General features: G+C 38.9%; 12 protein-coding genes and 1 tRNA gene. 10 read left to right on the top strand and 3 right to left on the bottom strand.

The features are described 5' to 3' along the window. The 4 genes from PG862_RS04585 to PG862_RS04570 all read left to right on the top strand — a co-directional run. On the top strand, positions 1–267 hold a 267-nt coding region (locus tag PG862_RS04585), incomplete at its 5' end, for a hypothetical protein (protein WP_270706685.1). Positions 268–384: 117 nt separating this feature from the next. Then, entirely contained in the window at positions 385–1,353 is a 969-nt protein-coding gene (locus tag PG862_RS04580; RefSeq protein WP_270706684.1) for a hypothetical protein, read from the top strand. Between the two features lie 292 nt (positions 1,354–1,645). Then, positions 1,646–4,504, top strand: a complete 2,859-nt coding sequence (locus PG862_RS04575; protein WP_270706683.1) for a hypothetical protein — start codon at positions 1,646–1,648, stop codon at positions 4,502–4,504. 362 nt (positions 4,505–4,866) lie between these two features. After that, entirely contained in the window at positions 4,867–5,046 is a 180-nt protein-coding gene (locus PG862_RS04570; protein WP_270706681.1) for a hypothetical protein, read from the top strand. A 712-nt stretch (positions 5,047–5,758) separates the two neighbouring features. Here the strand turns inward: PG862_RS04570 and PG862_RS04565 are convergent. Then, positions 5,759–6,178 carry a hypothetical protein gene (locus PG862_RS04565; RefSeq protein WP_147353436.1) on the bottom strand — a complete coding sequence of 140 codons (420 nt, stop codon included), beginning with the start codon at positions 6,176–6,178 and terminating at the stop codon, positions 5,759–5,761. 272 nt (positions 6,179–6,450) lie between these two features. On the opposite strand from PG862_RS04565, the gene PG862_RS04560 reads away from it, so the two are divergent. The 4 genes from PG862_RS04560 (at position 6,451) to PG862_RS04545 (ending at position 16,124) form a co-directional block, all read left to right on the top strand. Beyond that, positions 6,451–6,942 (top strand): hypothetical protein, encoded by a 492-nt coding sequence (locus PG862_RS04560; RefSeq protein ID WP_270706680.1) that lies wholly within the window; start codon positions 6,451–6,453, stop codon positions 6,940–6,942. 240 nt (positions 6,943–7,182) lie between these two features. Beyond that, positions 7,183–7,680 carry a hypothetical protein gene (locus tag PG862_RS04555; protein ID WP_270706679.1) on the top strand — a complete coding sequence of 166 codons (498 nt, stop codon included), beginning with the start codon at positions 7,183–7,185 and terminating at the stop codon, positions 7,678–7,680. A gap of 13 nt (positions 7,681–7,693) precedes the next feature. Beyond that, positions 7,694–15,760 carry a phage tail tape measure protein gene (locus PG862_RS04550; protein WP_408639990.1) on the top strand — a complete coding sequence of 2,689 codons (8,067 nt, stop codon included), beginning with the start codon at positions 7,694–7,696 and terminating at the stop codon, positions 15,758–15,760. Between the two features lie 52 nt (positions 15,761–15,812). Beyond that, positions 15,813–16,124 carry a hypothetical protein gene (locus PG862_RS04545; protein WP_270706676.1) on the top strand — a complete coding sequence of 104 codons (312 nt, stop codon included), beginning with the start codon at positions 15,813–15,815 and terminating at the stop codon, positions 16,122–16,124. A 496-nt stretch (positions 16,125–16,620) separates the two neighbouring features. Here the strand turns inward: PG862_RS04545 and PG862_RS04540 are convergent. Then, positions 16,621–16,691: transfer RNA gene (locus tag PG862_RS04540), tRNA-Trp, on the bottom strand. Between the two features lie 493 nt (positions 16,692–17,184). Here PG862_RS04540 and PG862_RS04535 point away from each other — a divergent pair. Together PG862_RS04535 and PG862_RS04530 are read left to right on the top strand one after the other, a co-directional pair. After that, a complete protein-coding gene (locus PG862_RS04535; protein WP_107000009.1) occupies positions 17,185–17,427 on the top strand; it encodes an HPr family phosphocarrier protein in 243 nt (80 codons plus the stop codon). Between the two features lie 355 nt (positions 17,428–17,782). After that, positions 17,783–20,221, top strand: a complete 2,439-nt coding sequence (locus tag PG862_RS04530) for an ATP-dependent DNA helicase (RefSeq protein ID WP_270706675.1) — start codon at positions 17,783–17,785, stop codon at positions 20,219–20,221. On the opposite strand, the gene PG862_RS04525 is transcribed toward PG862_RS04530, so the two are convergent. Next, positions 20,157–21,080 carry a LysR family transcriptional regulator gene (locus PG862_RS04525; protein WP_107000007.1) on the bottom strand — a complete coding sequence of 308 codons (924 nt, stop codon included), beginning with the start codon at positions 21,078–21,080 and terminating at the stop codon, positions 20,157–20,159. The two genes, PG862_RS04530 and PG862_RS04525, sit on opposite strands and share 65 nt — an antisense overlap. Between the last annotated feature and the right edge of the window lies 1 nt (position 21,081).

The raw sequence follows: 21,081 nt of genomic DNA, 5'->3' as shown, positions 1-21,081 counted from the left end.
AAAAGGAGTGGAGGAACAGGTACTTGCTATGGAGCGTTTACGAAGAAACAGTATGAATCATCAAAAGTAAATGTCTATAAGTCTAAATTTGATGAACTAATAGAGTATAGGAAACCTTTTATTGATGTTCTTATGTCAGAATATCGTATGTCACTGGATGACATTAAAACAGAATTACAGAATGTGAAAGAAAAGAATATTCCAACTAAAGAGGTATGCAATAGGATAAGAGAGATTATTATGAGTGGACATTATTTTATTGAGTAGTGGAAGAAGTGAGCTTACGCAATAATGATTTGTTCCACTTCGTTACACAAATCATGAGCATGAGTAAGAGTTTTGAGTTGACTTTTAGGAGAATGTATATAAGAGGAGGATAAGATTATGTCCTTAAAACAAGAATGTATTGACATGATAAATTTGATTGTAAGATCATCATATAATGAAGATGATAATTATTATGAACTGGGAACTAATGTCACAAGAAAAATATGTCAAAAGACAGGAGAAGATATTATTTACACGTGCTGTCATGGGTGTGAGTGTTATGACGAGAATTGTCAGCATCAGATTAATATAAATGTAGGTGTTTCGTTTTGGGATGGTGGAGATTGTGAATGCAATTATGTATTTGAAAATAGTCCGGTAAAATATAAAGGGATTCAATATATAAAAGATCGAAAACAGCTTATGGATGAAATGTTCAAACTGAAAAATGAACTGGAAGAACATAAAAATTTAATGGCGGATTTTGGAGAACGTTATAAAGAATACTTAGAATACGCAAAACAATTTGCAGAAGAAGTAAAGAAGAAATATGTTTTTTTTAAAATGGTTCAAACAGACATTCTTCCAATGGTTTTTCATATAGATTATGCTTCATATGATAAGAATGATCCAGATTATAATATGACTGGAAATGTTCGTACTATGAAAAATCAAAATGTTATAAATGTATTTTGCTGTATGAGAGATAAAGAAAGCACCAGACGTACAATTCGACATGAGGTGTTACATTATATGCTTTATATTGCAGGATTGAAACATGACGATGATAGTGCAATATTCCATTATTTATGTAAAGAGTATGATGCTAATGCATACAAGAAAATGAGCGATGAAGAACAGGCATTATACAATCAGTTTGCTAATTCTATGGGACTGATGAAAAAAGTAAATGAGATAACAAAAGTAATAGATGAAACAGATTTAAACAATAATTTTTTTGTAGTAATGCTTTTAGCAATCGGAGCTAATAAAAAGTGGAATCTATATGAGAAACTATATAAAGAAGCGTGTGAGACTGGGGAGCATTTATTGAAAAAATTTAATCAAAAAGAGATTGCTGGTTAGTTATAAAAAAGTGCTCTATACAGTGGGTTAAAATCACTCTCACAAGAAAATAAGCCTTTGTAAAAATCATCATGAGCAATTTATCCTATAAATCGTTTTGAACGGTTTATGATGATTCAGATGTGCTTTTTGTCCACGGATATACTATCTCAATAACGAAATGTAAGGTCGGATTTTCCGACATTAGAACATACCCTACCAAGTCTGAAAGGAGAGGATTAATATTAAAATTAATTACACAGAAGAACTAAAACCAATTTATATATCAGCTATTGAAGCGAGTCAGTTATATATGTACACTTTGATGAAAGAACTGGGTACTAACTGGGTACCGAAAATCGAGTATGCAGTCCGGGCAAAGAAGAAAGATGAAGAAGCCGGGAAAGATAAAAAAATCGAGGAAGGTAAGGAAAATAAGGAAGTCGGAGAAGATAAGAAAGACGAAGAAAAAGAAAAGTGGTATAAATTCGAAAAAGTAACACAGCGCCGGGCGGTAATCAATGATAGTCTGTTTCTTAGATTCATGAAGAAGAGGATCACCAGAACCAAGTTCGACAATTGTCATGACTTTATCGTGCTAAAGTTTAATTACAATGTGAAGTATAGAGTTGGGAAGGATGAACAATCAGAGACTAAGACAGCAAATGAATTACGTGCGTTATTTTATAAGAAAGGGTTCGAATTTTCTTATGATAAGACCAATAAAGCCGGAGAAGTAGTTGATAGTACCACCGTCAGATATAAGATGCTCATGCGTTCTCCGGGAAAAGCAAAGAACGGAGAGTGTATTTTCATTAGAGATAGCTTGTATGATACAGCAATAAAGTATCTGACGATGGGACTGTTTGGCGAAATGCAGAAGAAAGCATTGAAGAATCCCAATGCAGTATTTAACATTGTGGGACTGTCAGCATACCAGACCTTAACAACAGCTACAGCATATGGATATATTCAGATTCCGCTTGATAATATACTCATTCTGAAAGATATAGAAGTAGAGTCCGAGCCGATGGCAGCAGCCATTGTCAGTGCTACGGAGAAACCACCAGAGAAGAAAGACAATAAGGAAACAGGAGAACAGGGACAGGAGGAGAAGAAAGAAGAACCGAAGAAATACATTTGTTCGGTAGAGCATACAAAAGCTAGAATCAAAAATGTTCTGTGGGATGGCATGGGATTGATTGATGATGCAGAGTTTCCGGTCGGTATGGATGGATTCATTTACTGTCGGTCGCATTTCTTCAAGTCCTGCTTATTCAGAGGTCAGTTGCAGAGGTTCTTTAAAGATTACTGCAAGGAGCATGGACTTGATTACAGTACATATGCTGTAAAGGATATGTTTGGTAATGAACGGCGGCTGTGTGATGTTAAAGTGATTGTCACGGATAAATCGCTCAAATGGTTGAAGTTTATTGATTTGATGGGTGGAACAAAAGAAAAGGCATATAAGAAGTATGCTAAGATCATGAAAGACAATGATTATTATTTCTCCATCGTTAAGACAGCACATCATAGCAGATGGGGAGATATGCAGTTGACAACTTATCAGATGAATAATTCCCTACCATGTACAGATACAGAGGTGTTGGAGCGGATTGTGCAACCGTCTGTTGATTTTTATTATTCGCTGAAGAATGATAAAAAGTATCTGGAATATCTGAAAGCAAAAAGTTCCAACTTCAATATCAATGAACTTCTGATTGAACTTGTCAAAAGGGATTATCGGTTCGTATATAGTAATCTGTATAAGAAAAAGAAAGACAGGGATTGTACAGATTTGAAGTCAGAACTCCGACAGGGGAGATTATATCAATCGGGAGATAATCTGACGATTATGGACAATCCGGTTGCTTTATTGAGATATGCGGTTGGTGATCCAGAACCATTGAAAGAGGGATGCTTCAGCATTGTAGAAGATGGCGTACAGTGTTACACAACCAGATTCAAGGATGGAGCAAGTCTGGCGGCGTTTCGTAGTCCTCATAATGCACCAAATAACATTATTCATCTGTGGAACACATATTCTAAACCATTGCAGAAGTATTTTCCTAACATCGGAGATAACGTGATTGTGTTTAATGCCATTGGAACTGATACACAACCAAGACTGTCTGGACACGATGTAGATTCTGACTTTGTTCTGGTTACGGATCAGCCGGATATAGCGGCGTTATCAGCAAAGGCGTATAAGGAATATCCAACTATCATCAATACGGTTGAAGAGGTAACAGAGACAGGAGACGGAAAGACAGCATATCATTTGAAGATGGAAGATTATGCCAGAATGGACAATAAGATTTCAGCGGCACAGGCTTCTATTGGAATCTCAACTGATATTGCACAGTTGGCGTTGAGTTATTATTTTGAGAATGGAACGAAGGATGAAAATAAGTCCAAGGAACTAAAAGATAACATCATCATTTTGTCAGTGTTGGGTCAGATTAGTATCGATCTGGCGAAGAAGGAGTTCATTATCAATGTGAAGAATGAAATTCAGCGTATCAAATGGTTGGACTGTATGAGACGTGATAAGGATAAAACGGATAATAAGAACACCAATAATAGCATTGAAAAGAATAATGAAGGGAATAATGCTAAGAAAAATAATGCTGATGAGAACAAGCCAGACGAGAATAAACCCGATAAAGAAAAAGTAATAAAGTACCCGATATTCTATGCTGAAACCAAGAAAGAACGGAATAATAAAAAGTTCAAGCTAGAAGAAGTTGGATTTATAAATTGTCCTATGGATATTATGGCAAAACTCATTGATGAGAAAACAAAGTCATATAAGCCTAGAACCAATGTTATTCCTATTTATCGTTTAACAACAAATGAGGTTAAAAATGCTACTCCAAAGAATCGGTATAGAGCGGATAAATTTGTTGAGTGTGCTAAACAATACAAAGAAGATATAACAAATCTAAATAATAATATAGAAGATAAGGATAGCAAAAATTATTCCCGTCAGAGACAATATCTTGAAGATAAGTTTATGAATGATGCCACAAAGGGATTGGATCAAGAGCAAATTTATTATCTGGTAAAATTATCTTTGGGTAGAGAGTATTCAGCTATTAGAAATATAATGCTGTTATTCCTTTATCGGAGATATAAAGATGAGTTGTTAAATTGCTTTATAAAAAAATAGACAAAAATAACATAAAAATTTTATTTTATATATAAATTTTTATAGAGGAATATAGTTAAATGAAAAATCCCTTATGAAGAAGATTGAAGTATATCTGAACAGAACGTAAGCTAAGTAGGATATACTTTTTATCATATTCCGCCGTGGGTAGTGCTTCAAACACGCTATCTACGGTGTACATCGAGCTTAATATGCTTTTCCCATGATAAATCGTGATCTGGTATAGCCATGCTGTTACACCTCATTATATAACGTTGCAAATCCAAAACCATAACAGCAGAAATATACTTTTTTATATAAAAATTTATATAGAATATTTTTTAACAAGATAATAAATAAAATAAATTTAGGGAGAGATATTTATGACACAGGAAGAATTAAGAGAATTATATAAAGAGCGTTTACAGCGCGAAAAGCAAGGTTGGATTGCTAAGCAAACCAATATCAACCAAAATATTTTATCACAGTTTAAGAATGCTAGAATGAACTTATACCCACATCTATTTGAAAGACTGGAAGCATATCTTATTCAGAATCAGTAATTCCGGCGTATCGCCATTAAATCCATAGAAAAGCATTGGGAATATTGAGAAATTTGAGAGTATAGGATAATAACCTATTTATCGAGTGGGTTATCGGGCGGATCATTAGAGAAATTCAAGAAAAAGCATTGAGAATAAAGGATATCTGGCTAGTTCTTGAATTTCTTTTGTTCAAAAATGAATTAGTTTATATAAAAAATGAACAAAAGAAAAATCCTTGTATTATATGGAGATTTGAAGGGTTTCGTGAATCTGATGGATATTGACAAGAATTTAACAGAATTATGAAAACCACTGATAGGAAAATACTAATGATTTCAAGGGGAATTTACTGGTTTTGTTTGAAAGCCGGTATATTTTTTTAACCTTAAAATCCTTTGTCGGGACAAGGATAAATGATGCTTTAGCTAGCTAAAGTATTATCGAAATAGGTGGATGGTTACACTGTATACATAGTTATACACATAATAATTCTACCATACACACGCCACTCAATACAAGATGGTAACACTGTAACCAAACGATAACACGGTAACATATTGTAACACTGTAACCATATAACTGCATATCACACATAATACGATATAACATCACACATCATCTATCCAACAAATTATATGAATTACACTTATAACACGTGACATATATATAACTAATAATTATAAATGTGCGACAAAGCAATTATTTCCTAGAATATCCGGTATATACCTTTCTATACACCATTTATATATCCTGTATACGTTCGGTATATCTTATTTATATTTCCGGCATACACCCACAATATCTCCCATGTACAATAATCTTTAAAATCAATAATCTTCTTTTCCTTCCCACACACTTTACATACCCTAGTCTTAATTTCCCTATAAGCAGTACCTACAGGAACTTCGCCAGTATTAACCTTTTGCTTGAGTTCTTCATTATCTGTTTTCATGATGGCTTGATACCTGGCTACTGTACCAGTACCGACACCAGACATTTTTGCTAACTGTTCACGGGTATTGGTCGATCGATTACGCTCTGAATTTCCAATTGCGTCCACGTGGACGCATATGGGATTAGCGCGATTTTTATTTGATTCTGATACAGCTTTTGAGACTTTCTGTTTATTTTCTAGCTCAATCTCTTCCATAATCATCTGATTAGCATGAAGTGATTCACCTGCTGTCAGATTACGTCTCGCTTTCTGATGAGAGAGCATCCACTGCATGATATCAGCTCTAGTGCAGTCCTCGTGACCGCTTGTGGGTACGATGATTTTCTTTACCTATCCCGTCGATTTGACGGGGCAGAGTTATAAAAGTTTGCAAAGATAAACTTAAAATATTTATTTGCTAGATATAGATTTTTGATAAATATTGTGTTATACTGCCCGTATTAAATTCAAATGAGGGGGAGAGTAGTATGGCAGAGAAAAATGGTTTTGAAGTGTTATGCGATAATTTGGAGAATGATCCGAATAAACCATATGGAAATAAAGTGGAATATATTAAAAATAAATTGAGAAGAAAAACATTAAATGAGCTTATTGAAATAAAAGCAGAAGCAATAGAAGATGATGTTTGGGCGTTTTCTTCAAATGAAATCGCATTAAGCTCTTTTTTTATGTCAGGAATAACATTGGCAGTAACTTTATTAATACGCTTATCCGATGAAGAGTTAGGATGGGCAGGTTTGCTTTTAGTTGCATTGTGGATTGGATTTTTAGTGTATATAGGTGTAAATGCTAAAAAACGAGGTTGTAAAAATAGAAAATTTGACCCTGTAAAAATTTGGCGTAAATATATTCTTGAAATTATAGATGATATAATTCAAGAAAAGAAAAATATGACACTATCAAATGAAACAGGAGATCAAAATATATACATAGTAAAAGTTGAAAAAATAGAATTATAATTTTTGCTAATCAGCTATCAAATAACGGTAGTTGATTTTTTAATACCCAAAAACAAGGAATAACAGGAACGAAAGGAATTAAATAGAATCAAATGGAGTTAAATCGAGGAAATATAATTAAATACAATAACACTTTATATACAGTTGTAGCAGTAGTATTCAAAACTGCATATCTTCAAAAATCAAATTCTACCAAGGAACAATACGACTATACATTAGAAGAAATAAAAGAGTTCTATCATGTGGAATTTTTCAAGGAAAATAAAAATGTCAAATCTAAAAGTACAATTAAAAAATCTGAACATATCTAAGTTAAAAACTTCCAATGGAATCACGGTTAAATCAGAATTACAGAAACACGCCCGTATTTTATCAGATTGTATCATGCGTCAATTAGATGCTGTCTATGATTCATACAATCCGAAAATATACCAGCGTACCTATGAACTGTACAATTCTATATACATTGATGATCGATTATTTGTTAAGGTATCATCCACAGGAGCATCGTTATCAATCCGTGTTGGTTTTGATGATGGGGCATGGCATACGGGACTGGATGGAAAAGATGTAAATACCGCTGTTCTTTTAAATGAGGGATGGCAAACTTCCGGCAAATTTAAAGATGTTCCATATTTCGGGTACAGGAAAGCAACCCATTTCATAGAAAAAGCGGTGGAAGAGTATAGGAGAAGTGTTCAGAATCCATTTAACGTAAAAATAAATAAAGAATACTGATACAGTAGAAAGGATGGTAAAAATGAGTAATGTTGATATTGAATTATCGACTGGTTTGAATATCGATCAATCAGTCCAGCAGATTAAAACAGATATAGCATCTATTCAGAAACGGTTAGATTCAGCCGGAATAAAAATATCTTTAAAAGCAGAAATCTTCGATGAGGAATTAAAGAAAAGTCTTAACAAGATTGGAAATACGAACGAAACGGCGGTCATTGGTAAGAAGATGGGCGATAACCTTGCTACGAACCTTATCAATGCGTATAATATCAAATCCAAGGAAGCACAGAGACAGATTAAAGCAACTATGAGTCAGTTGTATGATATGACGCTGGGAGAGGTTAAATCTGGTTCAGAAAATCCACAGTTTATTTCTACTCTTGATAAATTGGGGAACGTCATTATAAATAATGCAAATATCATGCAGTCCAGAATGGGAATTTATGATGAGTTTTACAAGTATTTTAAGGGTATCAGTAAAATCAAGATTCCAGATATTGTGCGACAGGATTTAGGAAAAGATTGGAACTCTATGAGAATGGTATCTGCTAAAACATTTACCACCAAGAGCGGTACGGAATTAGACAGTATCTATCAAGAGTTATCCGATAAATTTAAGGAACATTTTTCTGGTACGGCAGACCCGACAGAGCAGTTCCGGGAGATTGTGAATGCAGTTAAAGCATACCGGGCAGATATCGATCGTTTAGAACCTGTAGATTTATCTAAAATGACGAAAATAGAGCCATCCAATATGACGGAATTTGAGGGCGGTGTGTGGGATACATTGATTTCTGATTTAGGAACACTGCGTTCACAAATCAAAGCACAGCTACCACAGATTGAAGCGGAAGTAGCACAGTCAGCACAGAATATCAAGAAATCACTTCTGAATATTGGTGTTTCTTTTGATAATGGGAACATAGAAGATCTCACAAAAGATGTGACAACATATTTCAAGTCCATTGCCGGAATTGAAGATAAGGACATTGATTTAAAGTTTTTCAAGAATGCCGATGAGGAAGTAACCAGATTCACAGCTACCCTCAATAAAGGACAGGGAGAGATTGAAAAATATAACTTTTCCCTAAATTCGATGGGACAGTATGCGTATTCCGGCGGTTCTCTGATTGATAAATCGGGGAAAGAATTTTCGGATGTGGCATTAAAAGCCGCCGAGTTCCAGACCAAATTAGAATCTCTGAAGCGTACATATCAAAGTTTTCTGACGGGCGATTCTGCCAGCAATCCATTCAAAGCATTAGTCGATGGTATTGACTTTACAAATATCACGGATAGAAGTTCTCTGGATGAGATGATTGCTAAGTTCCAGCAAGCTACAGAACAGGCGAAACAATTTAATTCTTCCTTATCTAATACAGGAGCGGCAAAGAAGCTGGATCAATATTTAAAAGAACTTCCGGCGGATCTTGACTATCTGGAATCTAAATTCCAAGGTGCTAAATTCAAAATGCCGGAAGAAACAGTACAATCCTTTGCTTCTATGCGTTCTCTGCTATCTCAAATCAACCAGACAGATGATCCGACACAGAAGATTGCCCTGTACAATCAGTTGTCAGAACAGCTCAATAAGACAACACAACAGTACAAACAGCTTACACAGGAGCAGAAAAACTCTGCATCTGCATCGAAATTACAGGACAGCAAGAATCTGTTTGGAACCAAAGTTAATACTTGGATGAACCAGAACACGGCTGCTGCCAAAGCGTTCTCTGATAGGCTTTCAGACCTTAAATCTAAGCTATCCAGCGCCGATTCTACAGAGTTTACCCATTTAAAGGCAGAATTTCAGTCTATTCAAGCAGAAGCAAAGCAAATGGGTCTTACAGGCTCTAAAGCGGCACAACAAATGAAATCGGAATTTCAAAGCGCGGTAACGAGTGTTATATCACTGACTGCGGCGTTCCAGACATTCAAACAAATGGTTGGTACTGCAAGAAATATTGACGATGCTCTGTTTAATTTGCAGGTTGCGACAGGTCAGACCAGAGAAGAGACAAAAGGACTGATTGATACATACAATCAGATGGCGAAAGAATTAGGTTCTACCACAACACAGATTGCTGAAGGTGCGGATGCTTGGTTAAGACAGGGTAAAAGTATTGAAGAAGCAAATATTCTTATCAAAGATTCTATGATTCTCTCTAAAATCGGTATGATTGACGCGTCCGATGCTACGGAAGATTTGACCGCTGTTCTGAATGGTTATAAAATGTCTGCTGAATCTGCATTAGCGGTTGTTTCAAAGCTAAGTGCAGTAGACCTCGAATCAGCTTCCGATGCAGGAGGACTGGCAGAATCAATGAGTAGAACTGCTACGTCTGCGAGTCTGGTTGGAATATCACTGGATCAGCTGATCGGTATCATTGCAACACTGAAGGACGTTACACAATCAGGGGATGAAGAAATCGGTAATGCGGTTAAATCCATTGTTGCAAGGTATTCCCAAATCAAAGCAAATAAATTTGTGGACTATGAGACAGGAGAGGATCTGTCAAATGTAGAATCTGTCCTTGGGAAAATCGGTGTGAAGATTCGTGATAACCTCACTGATTATCGTGATCTTGGGGATGTACTACAGGATGTGGCAGAAAAATATTCTTCATTGAATGACGTGGAGAGAAACGCTGTCAATACAGCAATGTTCGGTACATATCAGCAAAATAAAGGTGCAGTCCTTCTTTCTAACTGGGACAAGGTGCAGAAACTTACACAGGTATCGGCAAATTCCAGTGATGAAGCATTGGAGAAGTTCTCTGCATATACCGATACCGTTCAAGCGCATATCAATTCTCTGACAGCATCCTATGAACATCTGGCATCTGTGATTGCCAATAGTGAGTTCCTTAAAGGTGCGGCAGATGCGGCATCTGGATTCTTGGATGTGATTTCTACTCTGATTGATAAACTGGGTCTGCTATCCGTTGCCACAGGCGCAATTACAGGCGGTGCGGCATTAAAAGGTATCAATCTGGGAGCATTTGATAACAATGGTTCTGAAATTACATTCCTTGGTAAGACAATGGAAGAAATGCAACAGGCATCAGCGGCAGGAGAGAAATTTGGTGGTATTTTCACATCCAAAGTGAAAGAGCCAATCGCTAATGCTCAATCTGTTATTTCCAATTATAATATGCTTGTTCAGAAACAGTGCGTCAGTCAAGAAGCGATCAATAAGTTGACGGATGATATGGACATGAAGAAATATCTTTCCAGTTTGAAAGGTACAGAAGCCGGTATGGAAGGATATACCAATGCACTGAATATGACAGCGGCGGCAAGTCTTAAACTAAAATTACAGACAGTAGCTTTAAATATGGCTCTAAATATGGGACTGACAGCGGCTATTTCTGCGGCAATCTGGGCGATAGGTACTGCGTATGATGCAGTTGCCAATAGAACCGAAAATCTGAAGAATGCGGCAGAAGAAGCATCCGATGAATATGAGGATCTGAAATCAGATGTAGAGTCTATCAATGATGAGCTGAAAACAACAGGTTCGCGGATCGATGAATTAAATAGTAAGGATCATCTGTCTTTTACAGAACAGGAAGAACTAGATCGTCTAAAAGAAACCAATGAGGAATTGGAACGGGAACTTCGGAATAAGAGAGCATTATTAAACATCGCAGAAGATGATGCACATGATAAAGCAGTCGATTATTTCAACTCCAAACCAAAAGGAATGACCCGTTATACAGGATGGGATGAATCACAGGTTGAAGCTGGAAATGAGAGATATGGAACAGCAAAAGAGGATGTTTATTCTGGTTCACAATTAGACGTTGCGAAACAACAGCTTGAAGATTATAAATCCTTATTGAAAGAACAAAAGCAGGTAGAACAGGAGATTCTTGATTTCCAGACAGAGCATCCGAAAGATTATATGAATATGGATGCCTATACCGATTTGGAGATGCATTCCAAGTATGTGAAAGACCAGCTTTCTACTCTTAAATCTACCCTAAGTGATACCATGACTGATTTTCAGAAGTTTGATGGTAGCCTGGATGTAGAAAAAGATAAGGAATTACTGGGTATTCTGAAAGAAATATCCACACTATTTCAGCAGTTATTTGGTGGGGCATCGCCAGAAGAAGGGTTCAAATCTGTATGGGATAGTGATGGATTCCGAACTCAAAAAGAAGAATTGGAAAAGATGGCGAGTGCTGGCACACTGGATGAATCTACCTTATCTAATAACGAACGCTATCGTCAGTTATTGGATGCCACGGGTAAGACAGCCAAAGAAACGTGCGACCATATCTATTCATTGGTTCAAGCGGAAAAAGAACAGGGCAATGTAAGCGCACCATTTACTAAGTCAGAAATGATTTCTCAAATCAATAGTCTGTCAGAGGGATTCGAAGAGCTTGATAAGGTTATGACTTCTATCAAGAAGAAAGATGATGTATTTGATTATTCTATTCTTGATAATAAGAATTTCAAAGAAAATTTTTCTGGTTTCACAACAGAGTATAATGATTTTGTCAATACGGTTTCTGAAAATCCTAAAAATATTCAAGCCTGTCAGGAGGCATTTGATAATCTTGCTACTGCTTTTCTTTATAATTCTGATGTATTAGATGGATTAAGTGATGATACGGCTAATGTAACAACTAAGTATCTGGAACTTATGGGGGTTCAAAACTCCGAGGAGATCGTATCTGCAAATTTGGCAGCTACTCATGCCGAAGCTGCTTGGAATGCACAAGATTTAACTAATGCTACAGCGGAAGAAATTCAACAATTAGCTGCTGAATCAGAACAGACGGAGGTAGGAAGACAAGCTTTTGCTGCTTATATTGCTCAAAAATTAATTAATAGTGTAATTGACACCTCTGGAGATATTTCAGCTTTAGCCGCAGAAGTTTCTCAATTAGGAATTAGCATAAATGCATGGAGACAATATTACGCTGCGAAAAAAGATATGGCTGCATTAGCTGGCGCAACACAGCAAACGGATGCATCTGGTTATAAAAGCAAATCTGTAATGGTTGATAGAGCTACTGGTAATGCATTAACTTTAAAAGACGGAAAATATTATAATGCCGATGGAACATTACATAAAGGTGCAAAATATAGTCGTGTTATATCCAGTTTAGCAGAAAAGCAAATCCAAAAAACTGCGACCAGTTTTGAAAAAAATTTACTAGCTGATATTGCTCCTGTAAAAGGATATACTGGACCAAAATCTACCAATCCAAGTGTAAGTAAAGGTTCTGGTGGTGGAGGTAACAAAGGAAAATCAGATCCAAAAGAAAATTCTACAATCGACTGGATTTCCAGAAGTGCAGAACTACTAGAACGTAAGAGCGAAGAATTGAAAACTGCCATTTCCGATACATGGACTGCATATACAGGACTATCAGAAGAAGATATCAAACGTGTACAGGAGTTGTTCTCTCTTCCATTTGATCCTAACTCAAATGAAGCGCAGGAACTTTTAGATTATGCAAATAGACTAGGTATCAGTCTGGAAGAACTAAAAAATCTTTCTGAAAACAATGGACTGGAAAGCAGACAGAGCCTTTATCAACAGTTGATGGTAGTGGATCAATCCCGTTTAGACCAAGCAAATCAATCACTTGACTATTATAAGCAGTCTTATGAAGAGCTGGTTTCTAAAGTACCAGAATACAGAGATAAGATTGAGAATGGTGGTATTGATATTGAATCCATGACAGGGGATCAGAAAACAAATGTCGAAAATGCCATGAAAGCATATGACAGTTATCTTGATTCTCAAAAGAATGCCAAGGAGATTCAGAAACAACTTCGTGAAGATAAGAGCAGTTATTATGAACAAATCATTGAACAGGCTACCAAAGAGAATGAACGCCTAAGTAGCAACAATGATTTAATTCAGAAGCAGATTGATTTACTGAAAGCACGTGGAAATATTGTCGATGCGTCTACCTATGAGACGATGATCGGCAATACCAGAACACAGATCGGCAATACCAAATCTGTTATCAAATCCCGTAAGAAAAAGCTAAGTGCGGCTATGGATGAAGGTCTGGAAGTCGGGGATGAAGAATGGTATGAACTGACAAAGAGTATTTCTGATGCAGAAGGAGAGCTTCTTGATCTGGAAGAACAACAGGCAGAATACAATAAAGAATTAAAAGAAATGCCTATTACAAATATGACAACCATCATTAATATGTATAAGGATATTTCTACTGCTATTCAGAACTGGGGTGCTGAATTAGAAGCATCTGGTACTGCTCTGACCGCAGATTATTACCAAGAACTTATCAAGAATGGTTCTACCATCATCAGTGAGTACAAAGAACAGGCTGGAATTATCAAAGATGTTATGGATACTTACGATGTTGGTTCTGATAACTGGAACGAGTTATACAGTCAGCTTCAGAACGTCAATGGCGAAATGTCCAGTATGATTCAAAATCTGAAAAAATGGAATGAAGAATTACTCCAACTCCCATTAACTAAGATTAGCAATTATTCTTCTGATTTGAATACAGTCAAGGATGCTCTATCTTCTTTACAGGATGATTATTCGACTGTCATTAGTGCTGTTACAGGTGCGATTGATGATGAGACGAAAGCTATCCAAGATCAGCAGAAAGAGTTTCAGAAGAACATCGAGAAACAGAAAGATGCTATTCAGGATAAGATTGATTTATTAGATAAGCAGAATACAAAACTACAGCTTCAAAATCAACTAGAACAAAGTGCTATGGATTTGGAGCAGGCTTTACACCAGAAAACGCAAAAAATTATCCGCAATGGCGAAATCGAGTACACCACTGACGCTGATAAGATTCGTGATGCACAGAAAGCATATCAAGACGCACAGTTCTCTAAAACCAAGAATGATCTCCAAGAACAGTTGGATGCGCTAAACAACCAGTTAGATGATTACAATGATAAGGTTGACGAACAGATCGAAGCCTTAGACAAAATCAAAGATAAGTGGTCTGAGATTGCCGAGAACGTAACCAAGGCTCAGAATGCTACTCTTGCTACTGATTATCTTGGTTCTGGATGGAAAGATAAGGTTCTATCTGGTAATGATAATGATATTTATACTGTGTTTAAGAATCGGTATGAACAGAATGCTTCTCAGCTCAAAGCATATGAGGATCAGATTCAGTCTACAGAAAGAATCTATAATCTTCTGAATAGTTACATCGAAGCATATAAGGCTGGTACTATTACAGCGAATGAAGCACAGGCACAGATTGGAGAACTTTTAAATCAGCTTAATAAGGGTCTAATTTCTGCTGATGCTAATCTTATGAATGTCCTTCAATATAGCAAAGATGTAACAGGTGCTTCTGGTTCTAGTGCGGAACAAGTGCTTGCTGGTATCAAAGACGATTTGAAAACATCTGGAGATAATCTCATTACTTCTTTAAAACAGTACGAAGAAAATTCTAAATTAATTGGAGAACAGACTACCAGTTGGCAACAACTTACAAAAGATGTATCTGAGATGTTGAGCGTTCTAAAAGATGTCAAGAAAGCACTAAAAGAGTCTGAACGTGATGATGACGAGGACGATGAAGATGACGATTCTAGTTCTAAGAAGAAACATTCTAGCAAATCTGATGGACCCGGAAAGAGCGCATGGTCTAATAAAGATGAGAACAATGGACCCGGTGCAGAAATCAATCGTAAGAAAGCTGGTATCGCTCATAGTGGTTTGGAAGCTGGTGTAGTTGGACAAAACAATGAGGACAGTGAAGAGGCTTGGATGAAGTCGATGGGATTAAAAGAACTTGATCCTAAAGAGTATCCATATATTCTTAAAGCTGGCGAACAGGTTATCAATGAAGAACAGCGTCATAGACTGATTTCAAATGTGGATAAAGGATATGGACAAGCCTACACAGATGGATTGAAGAAGGGCATAGAAGCTATGTCCAAGAGCGGTACACAGGTCAATAATACGTCCTACACTGTGAATGCACCGATTGATAAAATTGTACTTCAAAATGTACAAGATCCAGATGGATTCGCAAAAGCATTATATGAAAATCTTGGTCTTACAATGGCACAGCAACGATCAAAGTTTAAATTTTAGTTGATTGGTGGTGGGGATTCCTGCCACCTTATTTATATAGGAGGAAAAAATCATGGGTAAAATTGAAATGATTCCATGTATGGAATATACAGAAAATAATATGACAGAGCGTTTCTGCAAGGGTGATATTGTCTATTGCGGAACAGAGGATAGGGAATGTCTTGGAACAATCATTGAGATAGGGTTAATACCAGAAGAAGAGGACGGCGAGAAAGTAATCATGATTGTGATTGACACTTCTTCTGACAAGTGGAGTAGATCATATGAGTATGTCAAACCAGAGGACATTGTGTTCATGAGAAGAGTGACACTGGATGAAGAACAGGAGCAAGAAGAAAAAGTAGAAAAAAGCCATGCTCACTGATTGAGTCTATGAGAGAGGCTTATGGCAAAGATGAAAATTATCGGAACAGGTTCATGGATGGTGTGTTAGGTATAAGAAAATAGTAATTGTAACAGGGCAGAAGTGGAGAAATGCTTCTGTCCTTTTATAATAGGTAGAAACGCCTTTTTTTGACAGTATAATGATGTACAGGAGATTTTATCTTGTAGAAAAACGAAAGTCTGTGCTATAATCAAACGGAAGTTCGTTCCAAAAATCATGATAGGAAAATCAGTGACAAATCAGTGACACTTCAGTGACAAATCAGTGACACTTCAGTGACATTTTAATACTAAAACAGATAGGATTAAGTGGTATTAGATAAGAAAGATCTCAAGAATGACGAGCTGAAAATGATTACAGGATGTGCGCTTAGATGAAAAGAAAACGTTGAAAAGCCTTTATTTACAAGCTTTTATTGTTTAAAAAAACAAAAAACGCCAATGACTCATCTCTGAATCACTGACGCCTTTAGAAGCAGGGGAAGAGGGATTCGAACCCCCATTAACGGTTTTGGAGACCGTTGCTCTGCCATTGAACTATTCCCCTTCGCTGCTGACTCAGTTATGATATCATAGCCATAACGAAAAGTCAACAATTTTTTTATAATTTTTCATTTTTTTTGATTTAATATATTTTTTTCCATTTATTAAGTATCATTCATCATTTTATATGGAAACTAGAGATCAGGATAATTTGGTAAAAGAGAATTTGTGTGCTCATGCTGGGTGGAAAATCACAATGAATATTTAGTTCAACTGCCCAAAAACAATCCGCTAAACCATTTGATGTATATAAATAATGACAATATATCATGAAATGAATACGACGATAGTTCTAGACGTCGGAATATTTTACCAAGAAACACTCTGCTTTTTTGGTAAAAATCATGTATTAAAAATATGCGGTATAAAAGAAATCAAATTGACATTCGACAAAAATCATGCTATAAACACTGAATAAATCTTTATGGTTTTAAATGTGCCTAAAAAACGGAGGGAAAAATTCTGTTGGTACATTCAGGAAAAAGGAGTTGTTTATTATGAAACAGAGAAAAATTATGCTGAAAACGATAGAAGATGCAAAGAAATTTGTCAATGCTTCTATGAAATGCGATTTTGATATTGATGTTTTTTATAACCGTGTTGTCATTGACGCCAAGTCGATTCTGGGAGTTATGAGTTTGGATCTGACACAGATTCTGACCGTTGAGTACACGGGCGAGGATGCAGAGTATGAGGCGTTCCTTGACACGATGGAAGCGGACAATGTGACAGCGGCATAAAAGGGCTGGAAGGCTGGTTCAAGTGGAACATAGATATCATAGATATTTTGGAAGGATATGTATGGCTCGAATCGGCATGATGAAAGAAAAGTTGATAGTACGAAAATAAAGAAAGACTGCGGGTGCCGGAGAGAAGATGGTGTCTGCAGTCTTTTTGATAGACATATATATGTACTCTCGGAGTCTTTCTGCACGTGCTTTTGTGGCTGATTTTCCGCCAGCCGCACCCGAATTTCATCAACGTACGCACCGCGTACGCCTCAGAAATTTGGGCACAACTGACAAAAAATCATTTCACAAAATCAAGCACAGAAAGATTCCGAGAGTACATGTACGGGGAAGGGAGGAACCACACATGGAGCTGACCGGCAGGCAGATACGGATCTCCGTCCGCAATCTGGTTGAGTTCGTTCTGCGTTCGGGGGATATTGATAACCGGCGCACGGCGGGTGCACAGAAAGAGGCGATGTTAGCTGGAGGACGGATGCACCGGAAGATACAGCGGCGGATGGGATCAGGGTATCAGGCGGAGGTGTCGCTGCGCCATTCGGTGGAGGAGGACGGATTCCAGATCGTGGTCGAGGGGCGTGCGGATGGAATCATCCGGGATGGAAAAGATGTCACGATCGATGAGATCAAGTGTGTTTACCAGGATGTAAACTGTCTGGAAGAAGCGGTTGGCGTGCATATGGCGCAGGCGCGCTGTTATGGCTATATCTATGGATTACAGGAAGCGCTGGACGAAGTGACACTGCAGCTCACCTACTGTAATCTGGAGACGGAGGAGATCCGCCGCTTTCAGGAGATCCAGACGATGAACGAACTTTCTGAATGGTTTGCTGGTCTGATCCATGAATATGTCAAATGGGCGCGTTACCTCTATCACAACGGGCTGCGACGTGATGAATCAATCAAAGCGCTCGAATTTCCCTATCCGTACCGGGCGGGACAGCGGGAGCTGGCGGTGGCGGTTTACCGGACGCTGGAGCGCGGGCGCAGGCTGTTTGTCCAGGCCCCGACCGGGATTGGAAAGACACTTTCGACGGTATTTCCGGCGCTTAAAGCGATCGGGGAAGGGCATGGGCAGAAACTCTTTTACCTGACGGCGAAGACGATCACGCGGACGGTGGCGGAAGAGGCGCTGGCGATTTTGCGGGAACGCGGGCTGTATTTTCGTTCGGTCACGATCACGGCAAAGGAAAAGTTGTGTATTTTGGAAAAACCGGTGTGTAATCCGGAAATGTGCCCGCGTGCGAAAGGGCATTTTGACCGTGTCAACGATGCGGTGTATGAAATTTTGCATCAGGAATTTGGAATCACGCGTTCGGTAATTTTAGAGTATGCGGAAAAATTTCAGGTCTGCCCGTTTGAGTTCTGCCTTGATATTTCTTCGTTTGTGGATGGGATCATCTGCGATTATAATTATGTCTTTGACCCGGATGTGCGCTTGAAGCGTTATTTTGCGGATGGGGCGGAGGGAGACTATTTCTTCCTGATGGATGAAGCTCACAATCTGGTATCGCGCGCGCGGGAAATGTACAGTGCTTCTATTATAAAGGAAGAAGTGCTTTTGACGAAAAAGGTACTGGGACATCGTGCGCCGGCGCTGGGGCGGCAGCTTACAAGGTTAAATAAGGCGCTTCTGGAGATGAAGCGGGAGTGCGGCGGCTACCAGCTGCTCAAGGATGCCGGACATCTGGTTTCAGTGTTAAACGGTGTTTTTGGGGAAATGGAAAAGTATCTGGAAAAGCCGGGCGGGGAAGATGGACGGGACACGATTCTGGATTTTTATTTTTCGGTGCGCCATTTTTTAAATATGTATGAGCGGGTCGATGAGCATTACCGGATTTACACGGAACTTCTGCCATCCGGCGAATTTGTCATCCGGCTTTATTGTGTCAATCCGATTGAAAATCTGGCACAGTGCCTGTCGCAGGGAAAGGCGGCGGTTTTTTTCTCGGCAACACTTCTGCCGCTCCGGTATTACCGGATGCTTCTGTCAGATCAGGAGGAGGACTATACAGTCTACGTGCCGTCCCCGTTTCCACAGGAGCAGCGTCTTCTGCTGGCGGCGACGGATGTGACGAGCCGCTATACGCGGCGCAATGAGCTGGAATACCGGCGGGTGCTGCGGTACATCCAGACGATGGCAAGTGTGAAAAAGGGCAATTATATTGTGTTTTTTCCATCGTATCAGTATATGAACCGGGTGCGTGAGGTGTGTGAAGGGGAATATGCGTATCAGAAGGTTGAATTGGATGATAATGAAAAAATGAAAAATCATTCCGGGGAAAACGGAAAAAGTATGGAAATCCTGGTCCAGGATTCTCACATGACCGAGGAAGAACGGGAAGCATTTTTACAGAAATTTTCTCCCGAACGAACAGCTGAACGTGATACTTCCCTGGTGGCGTTCTGTGTGATGGGCGGTCTGTTTTCGGAGGGAATCGATTTGACGGGCGACCGCCTGATCGGAGTGATCGTGGTAGGAACCGGGCTTCCGATGGTATGCACGGAGCAGAAGATTTTGCAGGGATATTTTGAAGAAGCGGGAAAAGACGGATTTGCATATGCCTACCAGTATCCGGGCATGAATAAGGTACTCCAGGCGGCAGGGCGGGTCATCCGGACCGCATCCGATCAGGGTGTCATCCTTTTACTGGATGACCGGTTCTGGCATCGGGAGTACCGGGAATTATTTCCAAGGGAATGGAGCGATGTCAAACGGGTCAGTCTTTCGTCTCTGGAGCAGGAGCTTCAGGCGTTTTGGAGCCGTTTTCCAGAAGTTCAATAAATTCACGCGATGCCTGCGAGATCGGCATTGTTTCATTGTGGACGACGACGAGCTGGCGCGGCGGCAGGGTTTCGGTCAGGGTCAGGGCATAAAGTTCTTTTTCGCCAGCCGGGAGACAGAAATCCGGGACAAATGCGATGCCGAGACCGATGCGCGCCAGATCGATGAGCAGATCGTTGCTGCTTAATTCAATCTCCGGTACGAGGTCGAGCTGGTGCTTCTGGAACATGTTGTGCAGAAATTCGCTGGTGGTACTCTTGCGATCCAGCATGAGGATCGGGAGCGCCTGCAGCTCGTGCAGTGTAACCGGGCGGTCTTTCATCGGGAAATAGGTTTCATTAGCGACGAATATATCGTTGAATTCGCGCAGCACATGGATATTCTGCGTTCCACCGAGCCCGGAGTTTGGATAATTCGTCAGGATAAAATCAACCTGTCCGTTGTCCAGAAGCCGTGCACATTCGATGGAGGTACGGTTGGTAACTTTGATGTGGATATTCGGGTAGCGCTTGTGAAATTCGCTTAAAAATGGCACCAGATAATAGCGGCAGATCGTGTCGCTTGCGCCGATGCGGAGCTGACCGCCGTTTAAGCTGTTAGAGTCGAGCAGCTGGTTTTCGCCCTGACGGATCAGGTTCATCGCCGGTTCCACGTGCTTGAGCAGGATCTCGCCTTCCGGGGTAAGCTGTACTTTTTTTGTGCTGCGGATGAAAAGAGTCTGGTTCAATTTCTTCTCCAGTACCTTGATCGACTGGCTGACCGCCGACTGGGAGATGAAAAGCTGCTTGGATGCCTCGGAGAAGCTTAACGTCGAGGCTACGTGGTAAAATACTTTATATAATTCATAGTTGATATCCATT

The sequence above is a fragment of the Clostridium fessum genome, from assembly GCF_027698965.1.
Lineage (GTDB): Bacteria > Bacillota > Clostridia > Lachnospirales > Lachnospiraceae > Otoolea > Otoolea fessa.
The sequence above is the reverse complement of the archived record's forward strand: the minus strand, read 5'-3'. Positions and strand labels throughout refer to the sequence as shown.